Source organism: Gemmobacter lanyuensis, from assembly GCF_014652355.1.
In the GTDB taxonomy this organism is placed as follows: domain Bacteria; phylum Pseudomonadota; class Alphaproteobacteria; order Rhodobacterales; family Rhodobacteraceae; genus Gemmobacter; species Gemmobacter lanyuensis.
This window is the reverse complement of record NZ_BMYQ01000001.1, coordinates 207,752-225,189: the sequence shown is the minus strand read 5'-3', so window position 1 is coordinate 225,189 and position 17,438 is coordinate 207,752. Positions and strand designations below refer to the sequence as shown.

Here is a 17,438-nt window from a genome sequence, read left to right as displayed (position 1 = left end):
TCAGAGAGCTTTCAGTAGGGTCTCAAACAGGTCGCGCGCCACGCCCAGGGCCTGGGCATTGCCCTGATAGGCCTGCTGGAGTTCCAGCAGATTGGCGGCCTCGGTATCCAGATCGACGGCAGAGAGCTCTGCCTTGGCCGATTGCGCCGACATGTTCTGGGTCTGCGCGGCAGAGAGCCGGCTTTTCGCGGCAGAGGTGCTGCTGCCGATATCGGACAGAAAGACCGCAAAGCGCGTGGTCATGCTTTCATCCCCCGTCCAGAAGGACAGGAAGTTTTCAAGGTTGCTGCCATCCGCCGATCCGGCGCCAGTGCGCGTCAGGGCATAGCGGTCGCCCGTCTGCGCCCCCTGCCCAAGGTTGATGGAATAACCTGCCAGCGTGGCCCGGCCGTCTGCACCAAGGAAGGTCGCAGCGATCTGGTCGCCCGTGATGCTGTCGAACAGGCCCACCTGTTTGCGCCCGGCATCCAGAACGCGCAGCTCGACATTGGCGGATGCGGGTGCTTCCGCCTCAAGACCGCCTGCAAGGCGCAGGGTGCCGCTGCCGGTCATGGCGACCAGCAGATCCTCGGGCGGCAGGCCATCCAGTTGCAGCCGGTTCCCGGACAGGGCGGTCGCCCCGGCGGACACCATCAGCGCACCGCCGTCGGCCGATGTCATGGTCAGGCTGTCGCCCGTCGCGGCCACGCTGGCCCCCAGCGTATCGAACCCCGCTTCGGGCGGCGGGCCCACGGCCACCGACCCGGCGTGGGCAGGCAGCAGCAGGCTGATCGCGCCGTCCGCCCCGACCGAAGCCGCCCCCGGAAAGCCAGCAGGCGTCTGCACCTGTACGGTGCCGCCAAAGTTCATCACCTGCAACGAATAGACATTCCCGGCGACAGACACCCGCAAGGTCGCACCGCCTGCGGGCAGGCCTGCCGCACTGACCCCGCCGCCACGGACCCGCATCATCGGCCCGTCGCTGGAGGCAAGGCCGAAGGCCCGCGCCGCGCTGTCTGCACTGGGCTTCAGGCCGATGCCGCTGCCGTCGGTGGTGCCGGTGAGTCTGAGCGTCAGACGGTTCGACGCATCAAAGGACGCCTGCACCCGGCCAGGTTCCGGCCCGGTCACCACCGGCGTGCCATTCTGCATCGACAGCTGGTAGGTCTGGCCATCGACGGTCAGATCCAGCGCCGCGCCATCAGGCGGCAAGCCGGGGACGGCAACGCCTGTCAATGTCACATCCGGCGTGCCCGCACGCAGCGCGGTGGCCAGGGCACGGGTGACATCGGCGGCATCGGCCGCCCCGATCATCCCGGCATCGACACTGACCGTCTTGCCCCCCAGCGTGACGCTGTATTGGGTGCCTGCGGCGGTCGCCGTCGTGCCATCGGCGCTGGTACCGGCCCCGTCCAGTGCCGCATCAAAGCGGAAGGACAGCGCCTGCGTGGCCCCGGCATTGCTGCTGGTCCGGGCAATCAACCCGCCTTCCAGCCCGTCCACGGCCGAGGCGGTGGTCACCCCCGCCTGCGTGACCGAAAAGTCTTCGGGCGACGTCAACTCCACCCGCCCGGTGATCCGCGCCGAGGACAGCCCCGCCCCGAGCGCGACACTGCCGCCCAGAAGGCTGCCTTCGGGCGTGGCCTCGGCAATGGACAGCGTGCCGCCCGCATCATGCCGGAAGCTGCCAAGGGTGATCGTCGCACCGGTGTCGCTGACCATGAGCAGACGGCTCCGGTCCGGCGCCACCTCGGCCCGCAGGCCGGTGACGGTGGCGACGCGGTTGATCTGTCCTGCAACCGCCGTCATGTCGCCACCCGCCACGCGGGCAGACAGGGTGATGGGGGTTGAATTGTCGCCCGACAGTTCGAAGGTCAAAGTGCCGTCCGTCGCGCTCAGCTGCACCGCGGTCGTGGCCGTTGCGGTAAGCCCCGGCAGCGCGCCGTTCATGCGCGCGGCGGCCAGCGCGGCGGTCGCGCCCTCGGGCACGGTGATGGGGGCCGTGCCTTCGCCCGTGCGCGACAGCTGCACCACCTGCGGGGGGGTGGCGGCAGCCGGGAGGCTGCCCGACCAGCTGGCAATTCCGGCCAGTGCGACCGTGGCCTCCTCGCGCCCCGGAAGGGTCACGACATCGGCCTCCATCCCGCGGTAGCCGGTGTTCAGGCGCGTCGCATCATAGGTGGCGCCGGGCAGAAAGCCGTTTGCCTCGGTCAGAAGCGACGCCGCCTGCGCGGGCGTGAGCGGGCTTCCGGCCAGATGCACACCATTGCGGGTAAAGACCTGCACATCGCCCCCGACGGGGCTGCCCGGTACCGCCGTGCCCGCCAGCGCAAGGCCCGGTCCGGTCAGATCGCCCGCCGTGATGGCGGCATTGCCTGACGCGAGCGAGAATTGCCCACCCGCCCCCGCCGCGCGCAGGCCCAGCTGTGCCAGCGTCTGCCCGCCCGCCAGCAGGGCGCCCGAATTCAGCGCCTCTGCCAGATCGCCGCCCGTCCAGCCCGAAGGCCGGGCCGATCCATCGGCCATGACCGACAGGTCAAAGCTGTAGGAGGTTCCGCCCGCAGTGACGGTCAACGCGGTGGCCGCATCCAGAGCCCCCGGCGTCAGCGCAAACTCGACCGTCGATTGCTGGCCCAGAGCGGCGAGGTTCAGGCTGCCGCCGCTGGCCGGAATGCGCGCAACCACGCCGCTTTGCAACAGCGTCACGGCATCCGAGGCCGTCTTGCCTGCCGACAGCAGATCCGGCAGGTCAACCGCGGTTGCCTCGGGAATGGTCGCCGGGATCATGGTCAGGGCGGCGCTGCCGCCATTGGCCGGAAGGGGCTGCACCAGGGCCGAGGCCGCTGCGGCCACCTCCCGGGCATTCGACAGAAGGAAGGTCATGTTGATCGCCTTGCCGTCTGTCCTGTCGATGGTGAAACGGTCCCCTTCGGCGGCGGTGCCCGACAGTTCGATTTCAAGGCCCGGCAGGCTCAACCGGTTTGCCCCGGTGCCAAGGACCGCGCCCGAGGCGTCGGTCGCCTCCCAGAGACTGCCGCTGCGGACCAGCGTCAGCGCCCCGTCCCCCGCCGTGCCGGCGCCCGGGCGGATCTGGAGCTGCGTCAGCCCCTGATTGGTCACACCGGGCGTCGCCTGCCAGCCCGACAGGCTGAACATGGCCGCGCCAGGATCGCCGTTCAGGTCATGCCCAGCCGTCTGCACCCCGTTCATGGCATCGGCCATGCGGCGGGCGAATTCATCCAGTTCGCTGATGGCATAGTCCAGCGCGCCAAGCGCCTGCGACAAGCCCTCCATCTTGCCCGATGTCATCAGGCGGGTTTCGGTTCGCCCGCTCGGACCATCAACGACAAGCGACAGCCGGTCGTCGACCTGAACGCTCAGCTTGGCCGCCGTGGCCCGTTCGACCAGCAGGATGCCGCTTTCCCCCAGACTGACCTCCGCCCGGCCCCGGTCATCGAAGCTGACCGAAATCCCGATATTCTGGCCGATGCGGTCCAGAATGGCGTCGCGCTGCGTGGCCATGGCATTGGCGGTCATGCTGCCGGTCGACTGCGCCAGCATCTGTTCCTGCAGCTTGGCCAGATCCGACAGAAGGCCCTGGGTCTGGCTGGCGGTCTGGCCTGCGGCAAAGGCCAGATCCTCGCGCAGGGTGGACAGGCCCGTGGCCACCTGCACCACGGCCGCCGCAAGCGACCCGCCCGCCTGCATCGTCACCTGCCGAAGCGGGAGGCTGGCGGGGCTGGAAGACAGATCCGACAGCGCCGAAAAGAATTCCTGCATCGAGGTGTCGATCCCGCCCTTGCCGGGGATCAGCAGATTTTCGATCGAGGCGGTGTAATCAACGCGGGTCTGGGCCGAAACCTCTGCGCCTTCGGCGCGGCGCGCACGGTTTGCCAGAAGTTCGGAAAAGGCGCGCTGAACCTCTTCAACCGTGACACCACCGCCCCCCGAAGGCTGCCACAGCGGCGAGGCCTGCGCCCCGGGCTGATTGGAAAGCTGAACGTTTTGGCGTACATAGCCTTCGGTGTTGACATTGCTGATGTTCTCGCCAGCGACCGCAAGGGCATTCTGGTAGGCCATCAGGCCGCTGCGGGCGATATCAAGCAGCGAAGACATGTCTTACCCCTTCCCGTGAAGATTGGGCGAAAACTGGCGTGCAACCGCTTCGGCGATGCCGAAACCGGCACGCTGGGCACCTTCGCGCGCAAGTTGCGCGTCCAGCATGTCGCGCGTGGCGGTCACCGCATTGCTGCCGGCGATATCTTCTCCCAACGATGCCGCGCGGCCGGATTTTAGGAGCAGGCCGAGGAAAAGTTCCTCAAAGCCCTTCGCGACCTGCGCGATGGCGGCGGCATCATTGCCGCGCGCGGGCTGCAAACCAGGCGCAGGGGCAAGGCCGAGAAGGGGGGCAGTGTCAAGTTTCATACCGGACCTCAGATCACCACAAGTTCGGCGCGCAGGGCGCCCGCTTCGCGCAGGGCCTCAAGGATACCGACCAGATCGGCGGGGGTTGCGCCCACGGCATTGATGGAATCGACCAGCGACGACAGCGAGACACCAGGGTCGAAGACGAAGGCCCGCGCCGGTTGCTGATTGGCGGTGATGGTGCTGTTGGGCGTCACGACCGGGGCGCCGGGGGCCACCACCGTCGCGCCGTTCCCGGCCACCACCGTCGCCCCCTGCGCAACGTTCTGGTCTTCGGTCACGCGTACCGTCAGCGACCCATGGGTCACGGCGGCGGGGCTGACCTTGACATTCCCCCCGATCACGATGGTCCCGGTGCGCGAATTGATCACCACCTTCGCCTGCGCGGCATCGGGCACAACCTCGACATTTTCGAGCAGCCCCATGAAGGTCACGCGCTGACCCGGATCATAGGGGGCGGCCACCTTGATCGAGGTCCCGTCGATGGGTTCAGCCACATCCGGCCCGAAAGTCTGGTTGATGGCCTTGGCCGCGGCGGCGGCGGTCGAGAAGTCGGGTTTGTTGAGGTTCAGCACCACCATGTCGCTGCTGGCAAAGGGGCTTTCGACCATACGTTCGACCGCGCCCCCCCCCGGCACACGGCCCACCGTCGGGATATTGACGGTCAGGGACGATCCGTCTGCCCCTTCTACGCCCATTCCGCCCACCACCAGATTGCCTTGGGCCACGGCATAGACCTCGCCATCGGCGCCCATCAGCGGGGTCATGAGCAGCGTGCCGCCTTGCAGCGATTTGGCCTTGCCCACGGTCGAAACCGTCACGTCGATCTGCTGGCCCAGCTTGGTGAAGGGCGGCAGTTCGGCCGTGACCATGACGGCGGCGGCGTTCTTGGCATCGATCTCGGCCGTATCGAGTTCAAGGCCCAGCCGCGAAATCATGGACTGCATGGATTGCAGCGTCAGGCCCGAATTGCCATCGCCCGTGCCGGACAGGCCCACCACGATGCCATAGCCCAGAAGCGGGTTCGACCGCACGCCCGCGACCTTGGCGATGTCTTTCAGACGGTCGGCGCCCGCAGGCAGCGCCGGAAGCGCCAGCGCCGCGGCGACCAGGATGATGCGCCCCCAGATCATAGCGGCGACGCCATGGCAAGGAAGCGGCGCACCCAACCGGGCCGCGCGGTATCGGCGGTGTCGCCCGCCCCGACATAGCGGATATCGGCATTGGCGATGCGCTCTGACAACACGACGTTGTCGGCATTGATGTCTTCGGGCCGCACGATCCCGGTCAGGCGGACATATTCATTGCCATTGTTCAGCGTCAGTTTCTTCTGCCCGATGATTTCCAGCGTGCCATTGGGGAATTCGCGCGCGACGATCACCGACAGGCGGCCCGTCAGCGAATTCGACTGCTGCGCCCCACCCGACCCGGCAAAGCTCTGATCGGTGGAATTGGACAGCTGGCCATCATCAAACCCGCCGGTAACAAGGTTGGGCAGGTCGATCTCATATTCGTTCGACCGCGACCCCCGCGCGCTTTGGGATTTCGAGGCCGCGAATTTCTCGGTGAATTGCACGGTCAGAATATCCCCGGCCCGCGCCGCCCGGCGGTCTGACGCGAACAGCCCCGGGGAACTTGCGGTATAGATGCCGCCGGTCACGGCCTGAGGTTCGACAAAGCTGGCCGGTTCGGGCATCACGGGGGCGAAGTCGTCCGATGCCTTGTCCTCGATATAGGTCGAGCAGGCCATGGGCAGCAGGCAAAGGGCAAAGGTAAGGCGTTTCAGCATCGGAAGACCCTTGGCTGTCAGAGATTGTTCGAAGCGAATTTCATCATCTCGTCGGCGGCGCTGATGGCCTTGGAGCTGACTTCGTAAGCGCGCTGGGTTTCGATCATGTCGACCAGCTCTTGCACGACGTTGACGTTTGACCCCTCAAGCGCGCCCTGCACCATCTTGCCCATCCCCGCCTCAAGCGGGGCGGTCACATTGGCGGGGCCGCTGGCGGTGGTTTCCAGCAGCAGGTTCTCGCCGCCGGGTTCCAGACCGCGGGGGTTGGCAAAGCTGGCCAGGGTGATCTGGCCCACCTCCTGCATCTGGGCCTCACCCTGGGTCTGCACGCTGACGATGCCGTCAGAGGAGATGACGATCTGGGTGGCCTCTTCGGGGATGGTGATTTCGGGTTGCAGCACATAGCCCGACGCCGTGGTCAGCGTGCCGTCGGCATTGCGCGACAGCGCCCCGTCGCGGGTATAGCCGATGCGGCCATCAGGCAGCAGCACCTGCAGGAACCCCTGCCCGTCGATGGCCACATCCAGCGCGTTGTCGGTGGTGGACAGCGCGCCCTGCGTGAACAGCTTGTCTGTGCTGACAACCCGGACCCCGGTCCCCACGGCCAGCGGCGAGGTGAGGCTCGTGGTATCCGAGGTGGGCGCCCCTGCGGGTCGGGTGACTTGGTAAAGCAGCGTTTCGAAATTGGCCCGGTCGCGTTTGAAACCGGTCGTATTCACGTTGGCCAGGTTGTTGGAAATCACCTGAAGCCGGGTCTGCTGGGCATTCAGCCCGGTCTTTGCCACGTTCATCGCGTTGGTGGACATCGCGCTCTCCTGTCACAATTCCGGCTGGGCCGGTCCTGCAGAAACAAGAGCAATTTCCGTGCCAGCCTCAGCCCTCGGGCAATTTCACAAGCGATCCGGCGGCCTCATCCAGACGCTTGGCCTCGGAGACCATCTTCATGTTCAGCTCGAACCCGCGTTGAAGGTCGATGGCATTGATCAGCTCGTCCGTGGTGTTGACATTGCTGCGTTCCAGAACGCCCTGACGCACCTCGGCCAGCTGGTTCGACGGCGGCACCTGGCCGTTTTCCAGCCGGATCTGGCCATCTTCGCCCTTGCGCAGAACTTGGGTTCCGTCAGGCACATAGGTGCCAAGTGTAGCAACCAGCACACGTTCACCCGGTGGGGCATCGGGCGGCTGGATCGACAGCTCGCCGATCTCGTTCACCACGATGTCGGTAAACGGTGGCACGACGATGGGCGCCTGCTGGGCATCCAGCACCTCTTCGCCCGCCCCGTTCAGAAGCCGCCCGCGCAGATCGACACGCAGATCGCCCCGACGGGTGAGCGCCGGGGGGCCTTCTTCGGGTTTGACGTAGAAATAGCCCTTGTCGGCAATTGCGATGTCCAGCGGTTCGCCCGTCTGGTCAAGAAAGCCGGAATCCTCGGAAAAGGAATAACTTTCCGCGGGTTGCTGGAAGGCCCGGACCCCCAGGCCATCCAGTTGCATGGCAAAGACGGTGGACCCCTCGCCGCTCATGTCGCGCCGGTAGCCCGGCACCGACTGGTTGGCGAGGTTCTGGGCCGAAATGATTTGCGTATCCCGCAGATTGGTCAGCGCATTGCCGACCGTGTGGATCAGACGGTCCATCTTGCCTCCTCAGGGTCAGCTGATCTTGATGATCGACTGCATCAGGGACGAATTCGTCTCGAGCGCCTTGGCCGAAGCCTGATAATTGCGCTGCGCCGTGATCAGGTCCACCAGCTCGCTCGTCAGATCGACGTTCGATTCCTCCAGCGCGCCCGACCGGAGCGACCCGAAACCGGCCGACCCCGGTGCGCCCACCAGCGGCTCGCCCGACGCCGAGGAAGCACGGAAGCTGGCGTTGCCCTGCGGCGCAAGGCCCTGCGGGTTGGCAAATGTCGCCACCATCACCTTGCCCATGGCGATCGGCCGCCCCGCACCATAGGATGCCCAGATGGTGCCGGTGTCATCGACCTCGAGCGAGGTCATGGTGGCCTGACGGGTACCGTCGGCGGTGGCCGATTGCACGGTGAAGGGATTGTCCGCCAGCCTGGAGCCGGACATGTCCAGACTGAAGGTGCCGCCCGACGCATCGGTGAAGGCCATCGGCTGGGCCGTGGTCAGGGTGCCATCACCATCAAAGGTCAGGTCTGATGCGGCCGAGGTGGTGGTCACGCCGTCCACGACGAGATGCACCTGCCATTGCGACGAAGGGTCTGCGGCATCGGGGGCATCGGTCTTGACGAAATAAAGCTCGCCCTCGATCACTTGGCCATTGCCACTGACCATGGGAACCGTGGTGCGATGCGCCCAGGTGGTTGCATCGCCGCTGTCGAAGGCCGCCGGGGGAACCGCCGCTTGCTGCCCCAAAAGCGCGCCCGAGGTCGGAAGGCTGACATCCACATTCAAGGCAGTCGACGCAACCGTCTGCCCCATCGAGAGCGGCACCGAAATCGGCCCCGCATCGGCGGCGATCTGGCTCAGCGCGCCCCCCTCGGCACTGACGGGCCAGCCCAGCAGGGCGTTACCGGCCGTATTGGTGATCCGCCCTTCGGCCGTCAGCGTGAAGTCCCCCGCCCGGGTATATAGCGCGGCCCCCGTGCGCTCGCCCGTGTCCGAAATCTGCTGCGTGGCAAAGAACCCCTGCCCCTGGATCGCCAGATCCAGCGCCCGCCCGGTGGTGGTGATATTCCCCTGCGCGAAGTTCTGGCTGACCTGCGTCACCCGCGTGCCCGACCCGACCTGCGTGCGCGCCACCGAATAGGGCGAGCTGTTGTAGACATCGGCAAAGGACACGTCGCTCGACCGGAACCCGGTGGTCGAGACGTTGGCGATATTGTGCGAGGTCGCCGAGATATCGGTCTGGGCGGCCTGAATGCCACTGAGGGCGGTATTCATCGACATGGAAGGGCTTCCTTTTGGATCAACGAAGGGACTGGACCTCGAGCGCGCTCAGCGCCCCGAAATCGGCAACTTGCAGGGTGGTTTCGCCGCTGGCCGGGTCGATCATGGCCCCGGTGACGCGCGAATAAAGTGAGGGCGGCAGATCGACGCTGCCCCCGGCCCGGTTGGCCTGAACGCCCACCGCGATGCGATGGCCGCTGCCGATCACATCAGCCGGAAGGTTTTCCCAGGCAAAATCGACCGTGCCAGCCGCCTGCGCCCCCAGGGACTGGGTATTCAGCAACTGGCCGGTTTCGGCGTCGGAATAGGTGATGACAAGCGAGCTTGCCGCTTCCTCAAGCCGGACACTGCCGCGCAGGGCGCCGGTCCGGTCGGGCATCACGGCCGAGGTTTCAACCAGCACGTCGCGCCCGATCAGACCCGAGGCCGCCGAAAGACCCAGACCGCTCAGCCCCGAGGCGATACCGCCCAGCGTAGTGTTCACTTCGCTGATGCCGCTGACGGTGGAAAACTGCGCCATCTGCGCCACAAATTCGGCGTTCTGCATCGGCTCCAGCGGGTTCTGGTTCTGCAGCTGCGTGGTCAGCAGCGTCAGAAACGCATCCTGCCCCAGATTGTTGCGCCCCGTCGCGCCGGTGGTATTGCCCGAGCCCGAACGTGTCGCGGCGGACATCAGGCTGTCGATCGTGCTCATGGTTTATTGCCCCATTTTCAGGGTGCGGGCCATCAGGCCGCGCAGGGTGCTGAGGGTTTCCAGCACGTCCTGATACTGACGGCTGGCTTCGACCATCTCGACCATCTCTTCGTCGGAATTGATGGGCGCGATATAGACAAAGCCGTCCTTGTCCGCCTTGGGACTGTCGGGACGGCGTTCGCGGATGGGTTCGCGGTCAAGCTGGACGATCTGTTCCACCTCGGGGGCGGCCAGCACACCATCGCCCATGGCAGCGCTGAAGGCCGTGTCAAAGACCGGGCGCAGCGGGCGGAAGGCTTCTTCGGCGGAACTGGAAACGGCGCCCGCATTGGCAATATTGCTGGCGGTGGTGTTCAGACGCTGCATCTGCGCCGTCAGCGCCCGCGCCCCGACATCAAAGACGTTGCGGATTTCATTGGCCATCCGTCACTCTCCCTTGATCGCGGTCATCAACCCCGAGATGCGGCGGTTGAGCAGATCGAGGCTGGCCTGGTAGCGCAGGGTATTTTCGGAAAACTGCACCTGTTCCACGCCCATATCGACAGTATTTCCATCCAGCGCCATCGACACCGGCACGCGAAAACCCAGATCGGGGGTATCGAGCCCGTGGGCCGCCTCGGGGGTTCCGCCCTCGAGCGGCAGGTCGCTGCTGCGCCCGGTGGCATCGCGCAGGGCAGCCGTGAAATCGAAATCGCGGGCCTTGTAGCCCGGCGTCGCGGCGTTCGAGATGTTTCCGTGCAGGACGGTGTTTCGCGTCTCGCGCAGGACGAGTGCATCGGCATGAACCCCGAGGCTGTCGCGCAGGCTCAGCGTCATCGCGTATTTCCCCTTCTCACATTTCTCGGCGATCTGCCGTTCTTCGGACATGAGCCTTGCAAGGAGGATGCCAAACGCATCGCCCTTGCGCATTTCCGGGGGTAAGCCGTGCCGAAAACCGCCCTGCGATCGACCGCAGCCGCTGCGGTCATGCCGATCGCGCACAGCACCGTTGCGGCGCTGGAGCTGCCGCTTTTGCCAAAGGCGCTCAAACGCTTTGGCAAGCTTTATGCCGAAAGTGACCGGGGGGCGGAACGTCGCATGCTGCTTGCACTGCGGATCGCCGTGCTGCGCCGCCTGCAAGAGACACCGGCCGTGGTCGCAGAACCCGAACTGCCACCCGAACCCGTGATCGAGGAACCACCGCCGCCGCCGCCCAAACCCAAGCCCAAAGGGCTGGTCACGATGCTGGCTCTGGATGATGTGGCCAAGATGCTGGGTGCGGTCGAAGACCCGCCACCCGAAGCTGCGGCGCCGGTCGCCGAGGCAGGGAAGCCCAAACTCGAGATCGATTTTTCCGCCTTCGACACCGAAGATCCGCCAGCCGACCCCACCCCGAAATTCGCGGTGGATTTCTCGGCCTTTGGCGACAGCGAGGCCGAGGCCCCGACGCCGCCCTTTACGGCCGATTTCTCGGCCCTTGGCGACGACGAACCAGCCGCAGCCGAGGCCGCCCTGGACCCCACCCCGAAATTCGCCGTGGATTTCTCGGCATTCGGAGACAGCGAGACCGAGACCCCGACGCCGCCCTTCAAGGCCGATTTCTCGGCCTTTGGCGACGACGAACCGACCGCAGCCAAGGCCGCCCCGGACCCTGCACCCAAATTTGCCGTGGATTTCTCGGCATTCGGAGACAGCGAGGCCGAGGCCCCGACGCCGCCCTTCAAGGCCGATTTCTCGGCCTTTGGCGACGACGAACCGGCCGCAACCGAGGCACCCCCGGACCCCGCCCCGAAATTCGCCGTGGATTTCTCGGCCTTCGGGGAGAGCGAGGCCGAGGGCCCGCCGCCGCCCTTCACGGCCGATTTCTCGGCCTTTAGCGATGACACGGCAGCCTCCCCGGATGCCGCCGACGGCGAGGCAGAATTTGCGACCCTATCGGGCGCATCCCTGCCGGTGGCAGAGGCATTTACCCTTTTGCCGGGCGAAGAGGACGACACGGCAATGCCCGAGGTTGAAATCCTTCCGCCCGCACCGAAAAACCCCGCTGCACCAAAGCGGCGCCGGGCCCCGAAGGCGCCGCCGGTCACCCTTGCGTCCGATGAATTCGAGACGCTCGTGACCCCGGCACCCGATGCCGCAACAGCCCAAACCGACGACGCGCCGCCCGAACCCACTCCGCCCCAAGGCAAGCCAAAACTCGATTTCTCGGCCTTTGCGGCCTTTGACGATCTGCCCGACAGCGACGATCCGCCGCAACCCTGACCCTCCCTTGCGTCAAGCATGGTTCGCGCGCTCACATGCGGCTGAGCCCTGCCGTTAGACCTGTAAACGTCTCGTCACGGAGCCACTCATGTCTCTTTCCGTTTCCCCGTCCCTTTCGGCGCAAAGATGGCTCGAACCGTCGCAGGCGCAGATCTTTGCTGAAATACTTGACCTCTGCGCGCTGGCGCGGCGCGCATCGGACGCTCAGACGCTGCGGCTGACGCATCTCGCCCCCGCGCTGCGGATGCTGCAGCACGAATTCGTCACCGCAGGCATCGACTGCCCCCCTCCGGAAGCGGGGCAGGACGATCAGCCGGTGTCGTCAAGCATCATGCGCCTGCACAACCCCAACAGCACGAATTCGGATTCCGTTTCGGTCGGCGTGCCGGTCGTCGATGCCGAAGGTCTGCTGGCCGTGGTCGAGCTGCATGACGCGCGCACCGATGTGATGTCGGGGCGGCAGACGCAGGTTCTCACGCTCTATGGTCGGCTGCTGGCGGCGCAGCTGCGGCGCCTGGTGGCGCTGGGGGTGGGGGTTCCGGCACAGATGCTGGCGCTGATCGAACAGGTGCAGGACCATGACGAAGCCGCGGCCTCGCGCGTGCTGACGGGGCTTTTGCATCTGGCGGCGGGGCAATCGCCCAGCATGGTCGAGGTGACGGCCCTGCGCATCGCCGGCCTGGCCGAACTGTCCGGCAACCAGGTGAACCTGACGATCGAGGGGCGCAATGTGCTGGCTCGGGCGGGGATCAGCCGTCTGCCCACCAATGGCCAGGCCGCAGCACAGGCCTTGGAGGCTTCGCTGTCATCACTGCCGCCGGCACGACCCTTGCCCACCTGGACCGCCTTCGCCCGTCTGGTGGTGAACGAGGCCGAATTCGACATTGCCGAGGCGGGCGAGGACGAGCCGTTGGCCTTCCGCGCGGCCGGGGCAAATTCGGACTGGGCGCCCCTGTCGCACAATCTGGCCGACGGCTGGCCCGATATCGCCGCCGAGGTTCTCGCGCTCACCACCGATGTCACGCGCCATTATGCCGTGATGCATATGATCCGCCGTCGCGACGTGGCCGTGACGGAGGTTGCGGAAATCTATGACCTTCACGGCTTGAGCTGGTCGATCCGCCCCGGCGAGGACGGGCACGAGATCTGCGTTCTGGGACAAGACTGGCAGCCGCTGCGCAACGAGGTCGATCCCTCGCGGCTGGACGGGATGGACCGCACCCGCGAACGCGCCCTTTGTGCGCTGACCCAGCTTTGGCCGGATCTGGCCGACCGCATCGGGCCGGATGTGCGGTCGTGGTCGCGGCGCATGGCGGCGGCGGCGAAGGTGTCCCCGCTGATGAATTCGGCCGCCTGAACGGCGGCCGAAGATCAGGTCAGATGGAAGAATGCGGCGGGATCATTGTCCCGCCGTTTCCTTTTCCAGCCGGTCCATCGCCTCGCGCAGGTGGGTGACGGCGGATTTCTTGATCTGCGACACACGGCCTGTGGTCACGCCCAGAACCTCGGCCACTTCGTAGACGTTCAGTTCCTCAACGTAGTAAAGCTGAATCACCAGCTGTTCCCGTTCGGGCAATTCACTGACCGCGCGGGCCAGATTGCGCTTCATCTCGCCCAGTTCCAGCCGATCCTCGGCCGAGACATTGCCATCGCGGAAGATCAGCGAATGGTCGGTATAGACATCGTCCAGCGACATCACCTGCCCGGCCCCGGTTTCAGCACGCTGGCGGGCCAGGTCTTCGGCGGTCATGTCCAGCGCCTGTGCGATTTCCGCCTCGGTCGGCGCGCGCATCAGCTTTTGCTCCAGTTTGCGCGAGGCGGCATCCACCTTGCGCTGGATCTGGATCGTCGCCCGACAGAGGTTCGAGGCACTGCGGAGATAATCCACGATGGCACCCCGAATGCGGATGGCGGCATAGGCGGCGAAGGTCACGCCAGGCTGGGGCACATAGCGGCGGCTGGCATCCAGCAGCCCCAGATGGCCCACCTGAAGCAGGTCGTCGATTTCCACCCGCTGTCCGACCCGGCCATGGAAATGCCAGGCAATCTTGCGCACCAGATCCAGATGCGCCTGTTCGATCGCTTTCGGCCCGGAGGCCATGGAATAGCCGTAGGCATGCAGGGTCATGCAGCAACCTCCTGTTCGGCTTGGGAAAGGGTAAGGCCGGCTTCGTCGCACCAGATTTGCGCCCAATCGCGCAGGTCTTCCGACCCGGGCGTATCCAGCGCATCCATCAGATCGCTGCCCCAGCCGGTCAGACGCAGCACCAGCCCGGCCTGGGCCAGCAGCATCAGTTCTTCGGGCTGCGGCGGTTCATCGGTCAGCCCGCAAAGACAGACGCCAGCTCCGCTTCCGCGCCAGGGCGCGATCAGCCGCGACAGGCGGCGCGGATGCAGCCCGGCGGGCAACACCAGCAGCACCTCGCCCTCGGCGCGGGTCAGGGCCATGATCTCCACCGGGTCGGCCTCCCACGGGACGCAGACAAGCTGCGGGGCGCCGGGGGTGGGCACCGAAAGATCCCCCTCGGCCGTGACCACATGGTCCAGCCCCAGAAGCCGCGACCAGGACCGGAGCGCCGTTTCGCGGAAGGGCACATGGGTCAGCGCCTCGATCAACTGGGGACGGCAGCCCGCATCCGCCTTGCGCCAGGCTGCGGCGATGCGTAGCGCAGCCTGCACGCGGTCTTCGGCCAGCGGGCCACAAAGCACGAGCCGGTCACTCGGCCAGACCTCACCCTCGGGGGGAAGCAGCCGCAGAAGATCGGCAAAGGCGGCCTGCGGCGTCTCGCGCTGCAGATCGGCCGACAGATCAGCCATCCAGAGCGGCGCCGTGCCGGCCCAGGTGGGGGGCGAAGTCTCGGCGGCGGGCTCTTGCATCTGTCCATGCAATTCGCGGGCGAAATCGGACCGGGATCGCCTTGCACCGGCCCCTGACCCCGCATAGCCGTTCCGGCGCTGAAAGGCCCCGCCCTGCGGGCGCGGGTCTGCGGCGGCAGCATCCGACGCCGCCTCGATCACGACCATCCCCTGTTCATGGCGCGTGGACAGGATATAGGCGTCAGGCCCCAAGCGATCGAGCACCTCGTCCATGGCGAGAGCCGAGTCCTTGGCGCGCACGGTGATCCTTGGCATGGTCCTCACCCTTCTTTCTGGCCGGGCAGGGCCGAGGGCCCGCCAATCGCGGCGATGACTTCGATGCGCCGGGCTTCGGGCAATTCATGAATGCCCAGCACCACGGCATCCGACAGGTGCGGCCGCAGGAAAGCGGCAAAGCTGCGGCGCAGGGCCTGGGCCACGATCACCACCGGGCGCTGCCCGCGGCCCGATGCGGCCTCGAGCGTTTGCGACAACGAGCGCACCATGGTGCCCGCAAGGCCACCGTCGATGACCAGCCCTTCGTCGGGCGCAGGGCGGCGGGCGCGCATCAGCATCTGTTCCAGATCGGGTTCCAAGGTGATGAGCGGCAGCGGCGCGGTGACGGGCACCAGTTGCTGCAGCAGCAGCGGCACCAGCGCGGGGCGCAGCGCCTCGGCCATTTCCTGCGGGTTCTGGGTACGCCCCGACACCAGTGCCAGACCCTCGAGGATCTTGCGCATGTCGGAAATCGGCACCCGTTCATTCAGCAGGCAGCGCAGGACCGAGGTGACCACATGCAGCGGCACCAGTTTCGGCACCACCGACTGCACCAGCGTGGGCGCGGCCTTGGCCAGCGTATCCAGCAGAGCCTGCACCTCATCGGGGCCGATCAGGTCGCCTGCGTGTTTCTGCAACACCTGCCCCAGATGGGTCGCGATAACCGCCTCGGGTTCGATGACCATATGGTCATCGGCCTCGGCCTCGACCTGTTGATGGGGCAGGATCCACACTGCATCGAGACCGAAGCTGGGGTCCTTGACGTTCACGCCCTTGAGCTTGCGCGTGGAGCCAGCACCGGGAATGGCAAGCTTGCGGTCAGGATAGACAACATCCTCGCCCATGATGGTCTGGCCGATGCGGATGCGGTACTGGTTCGGCCCCAGCGTCAGGTCATCGCGGATGCGCACCCCCGGCACCACGAACCCCATTGCGCGCGAGATTTCGCGGCGGATCGCGGTGATGCGCGGCACCAGCACCCCGCCACCATCCCCGGCCAGCGGGATCAGGCCATAGCCGATCTGGAGCGAGAGCGGCGCGTGATCGGAAACTTCTTCCGGGGTGATCGCATCCTGCGATGCAGCACCACCCGAGGACGCCTTGCCAGGTGCGGCACCGCCACCCTTTGCAGCCGGGGCTGCCCCGCCCTTGGCCCCTGCGGCAGCGGCAGCCTCCCCGTCAAGCTTGCGGCGGGAAGACCAGCCAAAGCCCCCGGCAATCGCCGCAGCCGTCAGCAGGATAAGGTTCGGCATCCCCGGCACAAGGCCCAGCGTCAGCAGAACGCCCGCAACCGGCATCCAGGCATCCGGCATGTTGACCTGTTTGCCGATCAGCGCACCCATGTTGCTGGCTGCGGCCGCGCGGGTCACGATGATGGCGGTGGCGATCGACAGAAGCAGTGCCGGGATCTGCGCGACAAGCCCGTCCCCGATGGCCAGAAGCACATAGGTCGAGGCGGCCTCGTTCAACGTCAGCCCGTGTTGCAGCGTGCCGATCAGCACCCCGCCGATCACGTTGATCGCCAGGATGAGGATACCGGCAACCGCGTCGCCCTTCACGAATTTCGACGCACCATCCATCGAGCCGTAAAAGTCGGCCTCGGCCGCAACTTCGATCCGGCGGGCCTTGGCCTCATCCGGGGTCATCAGGCCCGCGTTCAGATCGGCATCGATGGCCATCTGCTTGCCGGGCATGGCGTCCAGCGTGAAGCGGGCCGAAACTTCGGACACGCGGCCCGCCCCCTTGGTCAGCACCACAAGGTTGATGATGACCAGAATGGCAAACACCAGAAAGCCCACCACGAAATTGCCCGCGATGACGAAATCGCCGAAAGCCTGGATCACCTGGCCCGCCGCGCCATGACCGGTGTGTCCTTCGCCCAGCACGACGCGGGTCGAAGCGACGTTCAGGGCCAGACGCAGCACCGTTCCGATCAGCAAGAGGCTTGGAAAGCTTGAGAAATCCAGCGGGCGCTGGCTGTTGATCGCCACCATCAGCACCAGCAGCGACAGCAGGATATTGCCCACGAAGAAGATATCGAGCAGCGCCACCGGCAGCGGCACGATCATCATGGCCAGCATGCACAGGATACCGACCGGCAGCGCCAGTGTGCCCAGCTGGGCCTTGAAGCCCTGATCACCGGCAGAGACGCGGGCCGGGGCAGTCATGCACGGGCTCCGCAGCGCGGGGCGCAGGAAAGGGAAAGGCTGGCGTCGGACATGGATCGGCTCCGAAGGCTGGGTTCGGGCAGAGGTCTGCAAGTGC

At 66.3% G+C, this 17,438-nt stretch carries 15 protein-coding genes; 2 read left to right on the top strand and 13 right to left on the bottom strand.

Going from position 1 to position 17,438, the window contains the following annotated elements; genetic code table 11:
• The 10 genes from flgK to flgB all read right to left on the bottom strand — a co-directional run bounded on the left by flgK (window position 1) and on the right by flgB (window position 10,616).
• On the bottom strand, window positions 1-4,095 hold the full coding sequence (gene flgK, locus IE101_RS01080) for a flagellar hook-associated protein FlgK (protein ID WP_189631957.1): 4,095 nt from the start codon (window positions 4,093-4,095) through the stop codon (window positions 1-3).
• A gap of 3 nt (window positions 4,096-4,098) precedes the next feature.
• The gene (locus tag IE101_RS01075) at window positions 4,099-4,404 is read right to left on the bottom strand and encodes a rod-binding protein (protein ID WP_189631956.1); all 306 of its coding nucleotides are present in this window, start codon (window positions 4,402-4,404) and stop codon (window positions 4,099-4,101) included.
• 8 nt (window positions 4,405-4,412) lie between these two features.
• Window positions 4,413-5,537: a flagellar basal body P-ring protein FlgI gene (locus tag IE101_RS01070; protein WP_189631955.1), complete on the bottom strand. Its 1,125-nt coding sequence runs from the start codon at window positions 5,535-5,537 to the stop codon at window positions 4,413-4,415.
• Complete coding sequence (locus IE101_RS01065; RefSeq protein ID WP_189631954.1) at window positions 5,534-6,193, bottom strand: flagellar basal body L-ring protein FlgH; 660 nt, start codon at window positions 6,191-6,193, stop codon at window positions 5,534-5,536. The genes IE101_RS01070 and IE101_RS01065 overlap by 4 nt, the downstream gene beginning before the upstream one ends.
• Window positions 6,194-6,210: 17 nt before the next feature.
• Window positions 6,211-6,999 carry a flagellar basal-body rod protein FlgG gene (gene flgG / locus IE101_RS01060; protein WP_189631953.1) on the bottom strand — a complete coding sequence of 263 codons (789 nt, stop codon included), beginning with the start codon at window positions 6,997-6,999 and terminating at the stop codon, window positions 6,211-6,213.
• A gap of 67 nt (window positions 7,000-7,066) precedes the next feature.
• Window positions 7,067-7,828 carry a flagellar basal body rod C-terminal domain-containing protein gene (locus IE101_RS01055; protein WP_189631952.1) on the bottom strand — a complete coding sequence of 254 codons (762 nt, stop codon included), beginning with the start codon at window positions 7,826-7,828 and terminating at the stop codon, window positions 7,067-7,069.
• A 15-nt stretch (window positions 7,829-7,843) separates the two neighbouring features.
• On the bottom strand, window positions 7,844-9,106 hold the full coding sequence (locus IE101_RS01050; RefSeq protein ID WP_189631951.1) for a flagellar hook protein FlgE: 1,263 nt from the start codon (window positions 9,104-9,106) through the stop codon (window positions 7,844-7,846).
• A 19-nt stretch (window positions 9,107-9,125) separates the two neighbouring features.
• Window positions 9,126-9,800, bottom strand: coding sequence for a flagellar hook assembly protein FlgD (locus IE101_RS01045; RefSeq protein ID WP_189631950.1), 675 nt, complete (start codon window positions 9,798-9,800; stop codon window positions 9,126-9,128).
• A 3-nt stretch (window positions 9,801-9,803) separates the two neighbouring features.
• Window positions 9,804-10,223 carry a flagellar basal body rod protein FlgC gene (gene flgC, locus IE101_RS01040; protein WP_189631949.1) on the bottom strand — a complete coding sequence of 140 codons (420 nt, stop codon included), beginning with the start codon at window positions 10,221-10,223 and terminating at the stop codon, window positions 9,804-9,806.
• 3 nt (window positions 10,224-10,226) lie between these two features.
• Complete coding sequence (gene flgB, locus IE101_RS01035; protein WP_189632703.1) at window positions 10,227-10,616, bottom strand: flagellar basal body rod protein FlgB; 390 nt, start codon at window positions 10,614-10,616, stop codon at window positions 10,227-10,229.
• A 108-nt stretch (window positions 10,617-10,724) separates the two neighbouring features.
• Between flgB and IE101_RS01030 the strand changes: the two genes are divergently transcribed.
• Together IE101_RS01030 and IE101_RS01025 are read left to right on the top strand one after the other, a co-directional pair.
• Window positions 10,725-12,041 carry a hypothetical protein gene (locus tag IE101_RS01030; protein ID WP_189631948.1) on the top strand — a complete coding sequence of 439 codons (1,317 nt, stop codon included), beginning with the start codon at window positions 10,725-10,727 and terminating at the stop codon, window positions 12,039-12,041.
• Window positions 12,042-12,129: 88 nt separating this feature from the next.
• Entirely contained in the window at window positions 12,130-13,398 is a 1,269-nt protein-coding gene (locus tag IE101_RS01025; protein ID WP_189631947.1) for a hypothetical protein, read from the top strand.
• 42 nt (window positions 13,399-13,440) lie between these two features.
• On the opposite strand, the gene IE101_RS01020 is transcribed toward IE101_RS01025, so the two are convergent.
• The 3 genes from IE101_RS01020 to IE101_RS01010 are packed head-to-tail and all read right to left on the bottom strand — an operon-like array spanning window position 13,441 to window position 17,341.
• Window positions 13,441-14,169, bottom strand: a complete 729-nt coding sequence (locus IE101_RS01020) for a sigma-70 family RNA polymerase sigma factor (protein ID WP_189631946.1) — start codon at window positions 14,167-14,169, stop codon at window positions 13,441-13,443.
• Window positions 14,166-15,173, bottom strand: coding sequence for a hypothetical protein (locus tag IE101_RS01015; RefSeq protein ID WP_189631945.1), 1,008 nt, complete (start codon window positions 15,171-15,173; stop codon window positions 14,166-14,168). The genes IE101_RS01020 and IE101_RS01015 overlap by 4 nt, the downstream gene beginning before the upstream one ends.
• Before the next feature lie 5 nt (window positions 15,174-15,178).
• On the bottom strand, window positions 15,179-17,341 hold the full coding sequence (locus IE101_RS01010; protein ID WP_189631944.1) for a flagellar biosynthesis protein FlhA: 2,163 nt from the start codon (window positions 17,339-17,341) through the stop codon (window positions 15,179-15,181).
• Window positions 17,342-17,438 lie beyond the last annotated feature (97 nt).

Coding starts and splice junctions, on each gene's coding strand:
- IE101_RS01065 (WP_189631954.1), bottom strand. CDS start 6,193: ATGCTGAAACGCCTTACCTTTGCCCTTTGCCTGCTGCCCATGGCCTGC.
- IE101_RS01075 (WP_189631956.1), bottom strand. CDS start 4,404: ATGAAACTTGACACTGCCCCCCTTCTCGGCCTTGCCCCTGCGCCTGGT.
- flgK (WP_189631957.1), bottom strand. CDS start 4,095: ATGTCTTCGCTGCTTGATATCGCCCGCAGCGGCCTGATGGCCTACCAG.
- IE101_RS01070 (WP_189631955.1), bottom strand. CDS start 5,537: ATGATCTGGGGGCGCATCATCCTGGTCGCCGCGGCGCTGGCGCTTCCG.
- IE101_RS01045 (WP_189631950.1), bottom strand. CDS start 9,800: ATGAGCACGATCGACAGCCTGATGTCCGCCGCGACACGTTCGGGCTCG.
- IE101_RS01055 (WP_189631952.1), bottom strand. CDS start 7,828: ATGGACCGTCTGATCCACACGGTCGGCAATGCGCTGACCAATCTGCGG.
- flgG (WP_189631953.1), bottom strand. CDS start 6,999: ATGTCCACCAACGCGATGAACGTGGCAAAGACCGGGCTGAATGCCCAG.
- IE101_RS01020 (WP_189631946.1), bottom strand. CDS start 14,169: ATGACCCTGCATGCCTACGGCTATTCCATGGCCTCCGGGCCGAAAGCG.
- flgB (WP_189632703.1), bottom strand. CDS start 10,616: ATGACGCTGAGCCTGCGCGACAGCCTCGGGGTTCATGCCGATGCACTC.
- IE101_RS01010 (WP_189631944.1), bottom strand. CDS start 17,341: ATGACTGCCCCGGCCCGCGTCTCTGCCGGTGATCAGGGCTTCAAGGCC.
- IE101_RS01050 (WP_189631951.1), bottom strand. CDS start 9,106: ATGTCGATGAATACCGCCCTCAGTGGCATTCAGGCCGCCCAGACCGAT.
- IE101_RS01015 (WP_189631945.1), bottom strand. CDS start 15,173: ATGCCAAGGATCACCGTGCGCGCCAAGGACTCGGCTCTCGCCATGGAC.
- IE101_RS01025 (WP_189631947.1), top strand. CDS start 12,130: ATGTCTCTTTCCGTTTCCCCGTCCCTTTCGGCGCAAAGATGGCTCGAA.
- flgC (WP_189631949.1), bottom strand. CDS start 10,223: ATGGCCAATGAAATCCGCAACGTCTTTGATGTCGGGGCGCGGGCGCTG.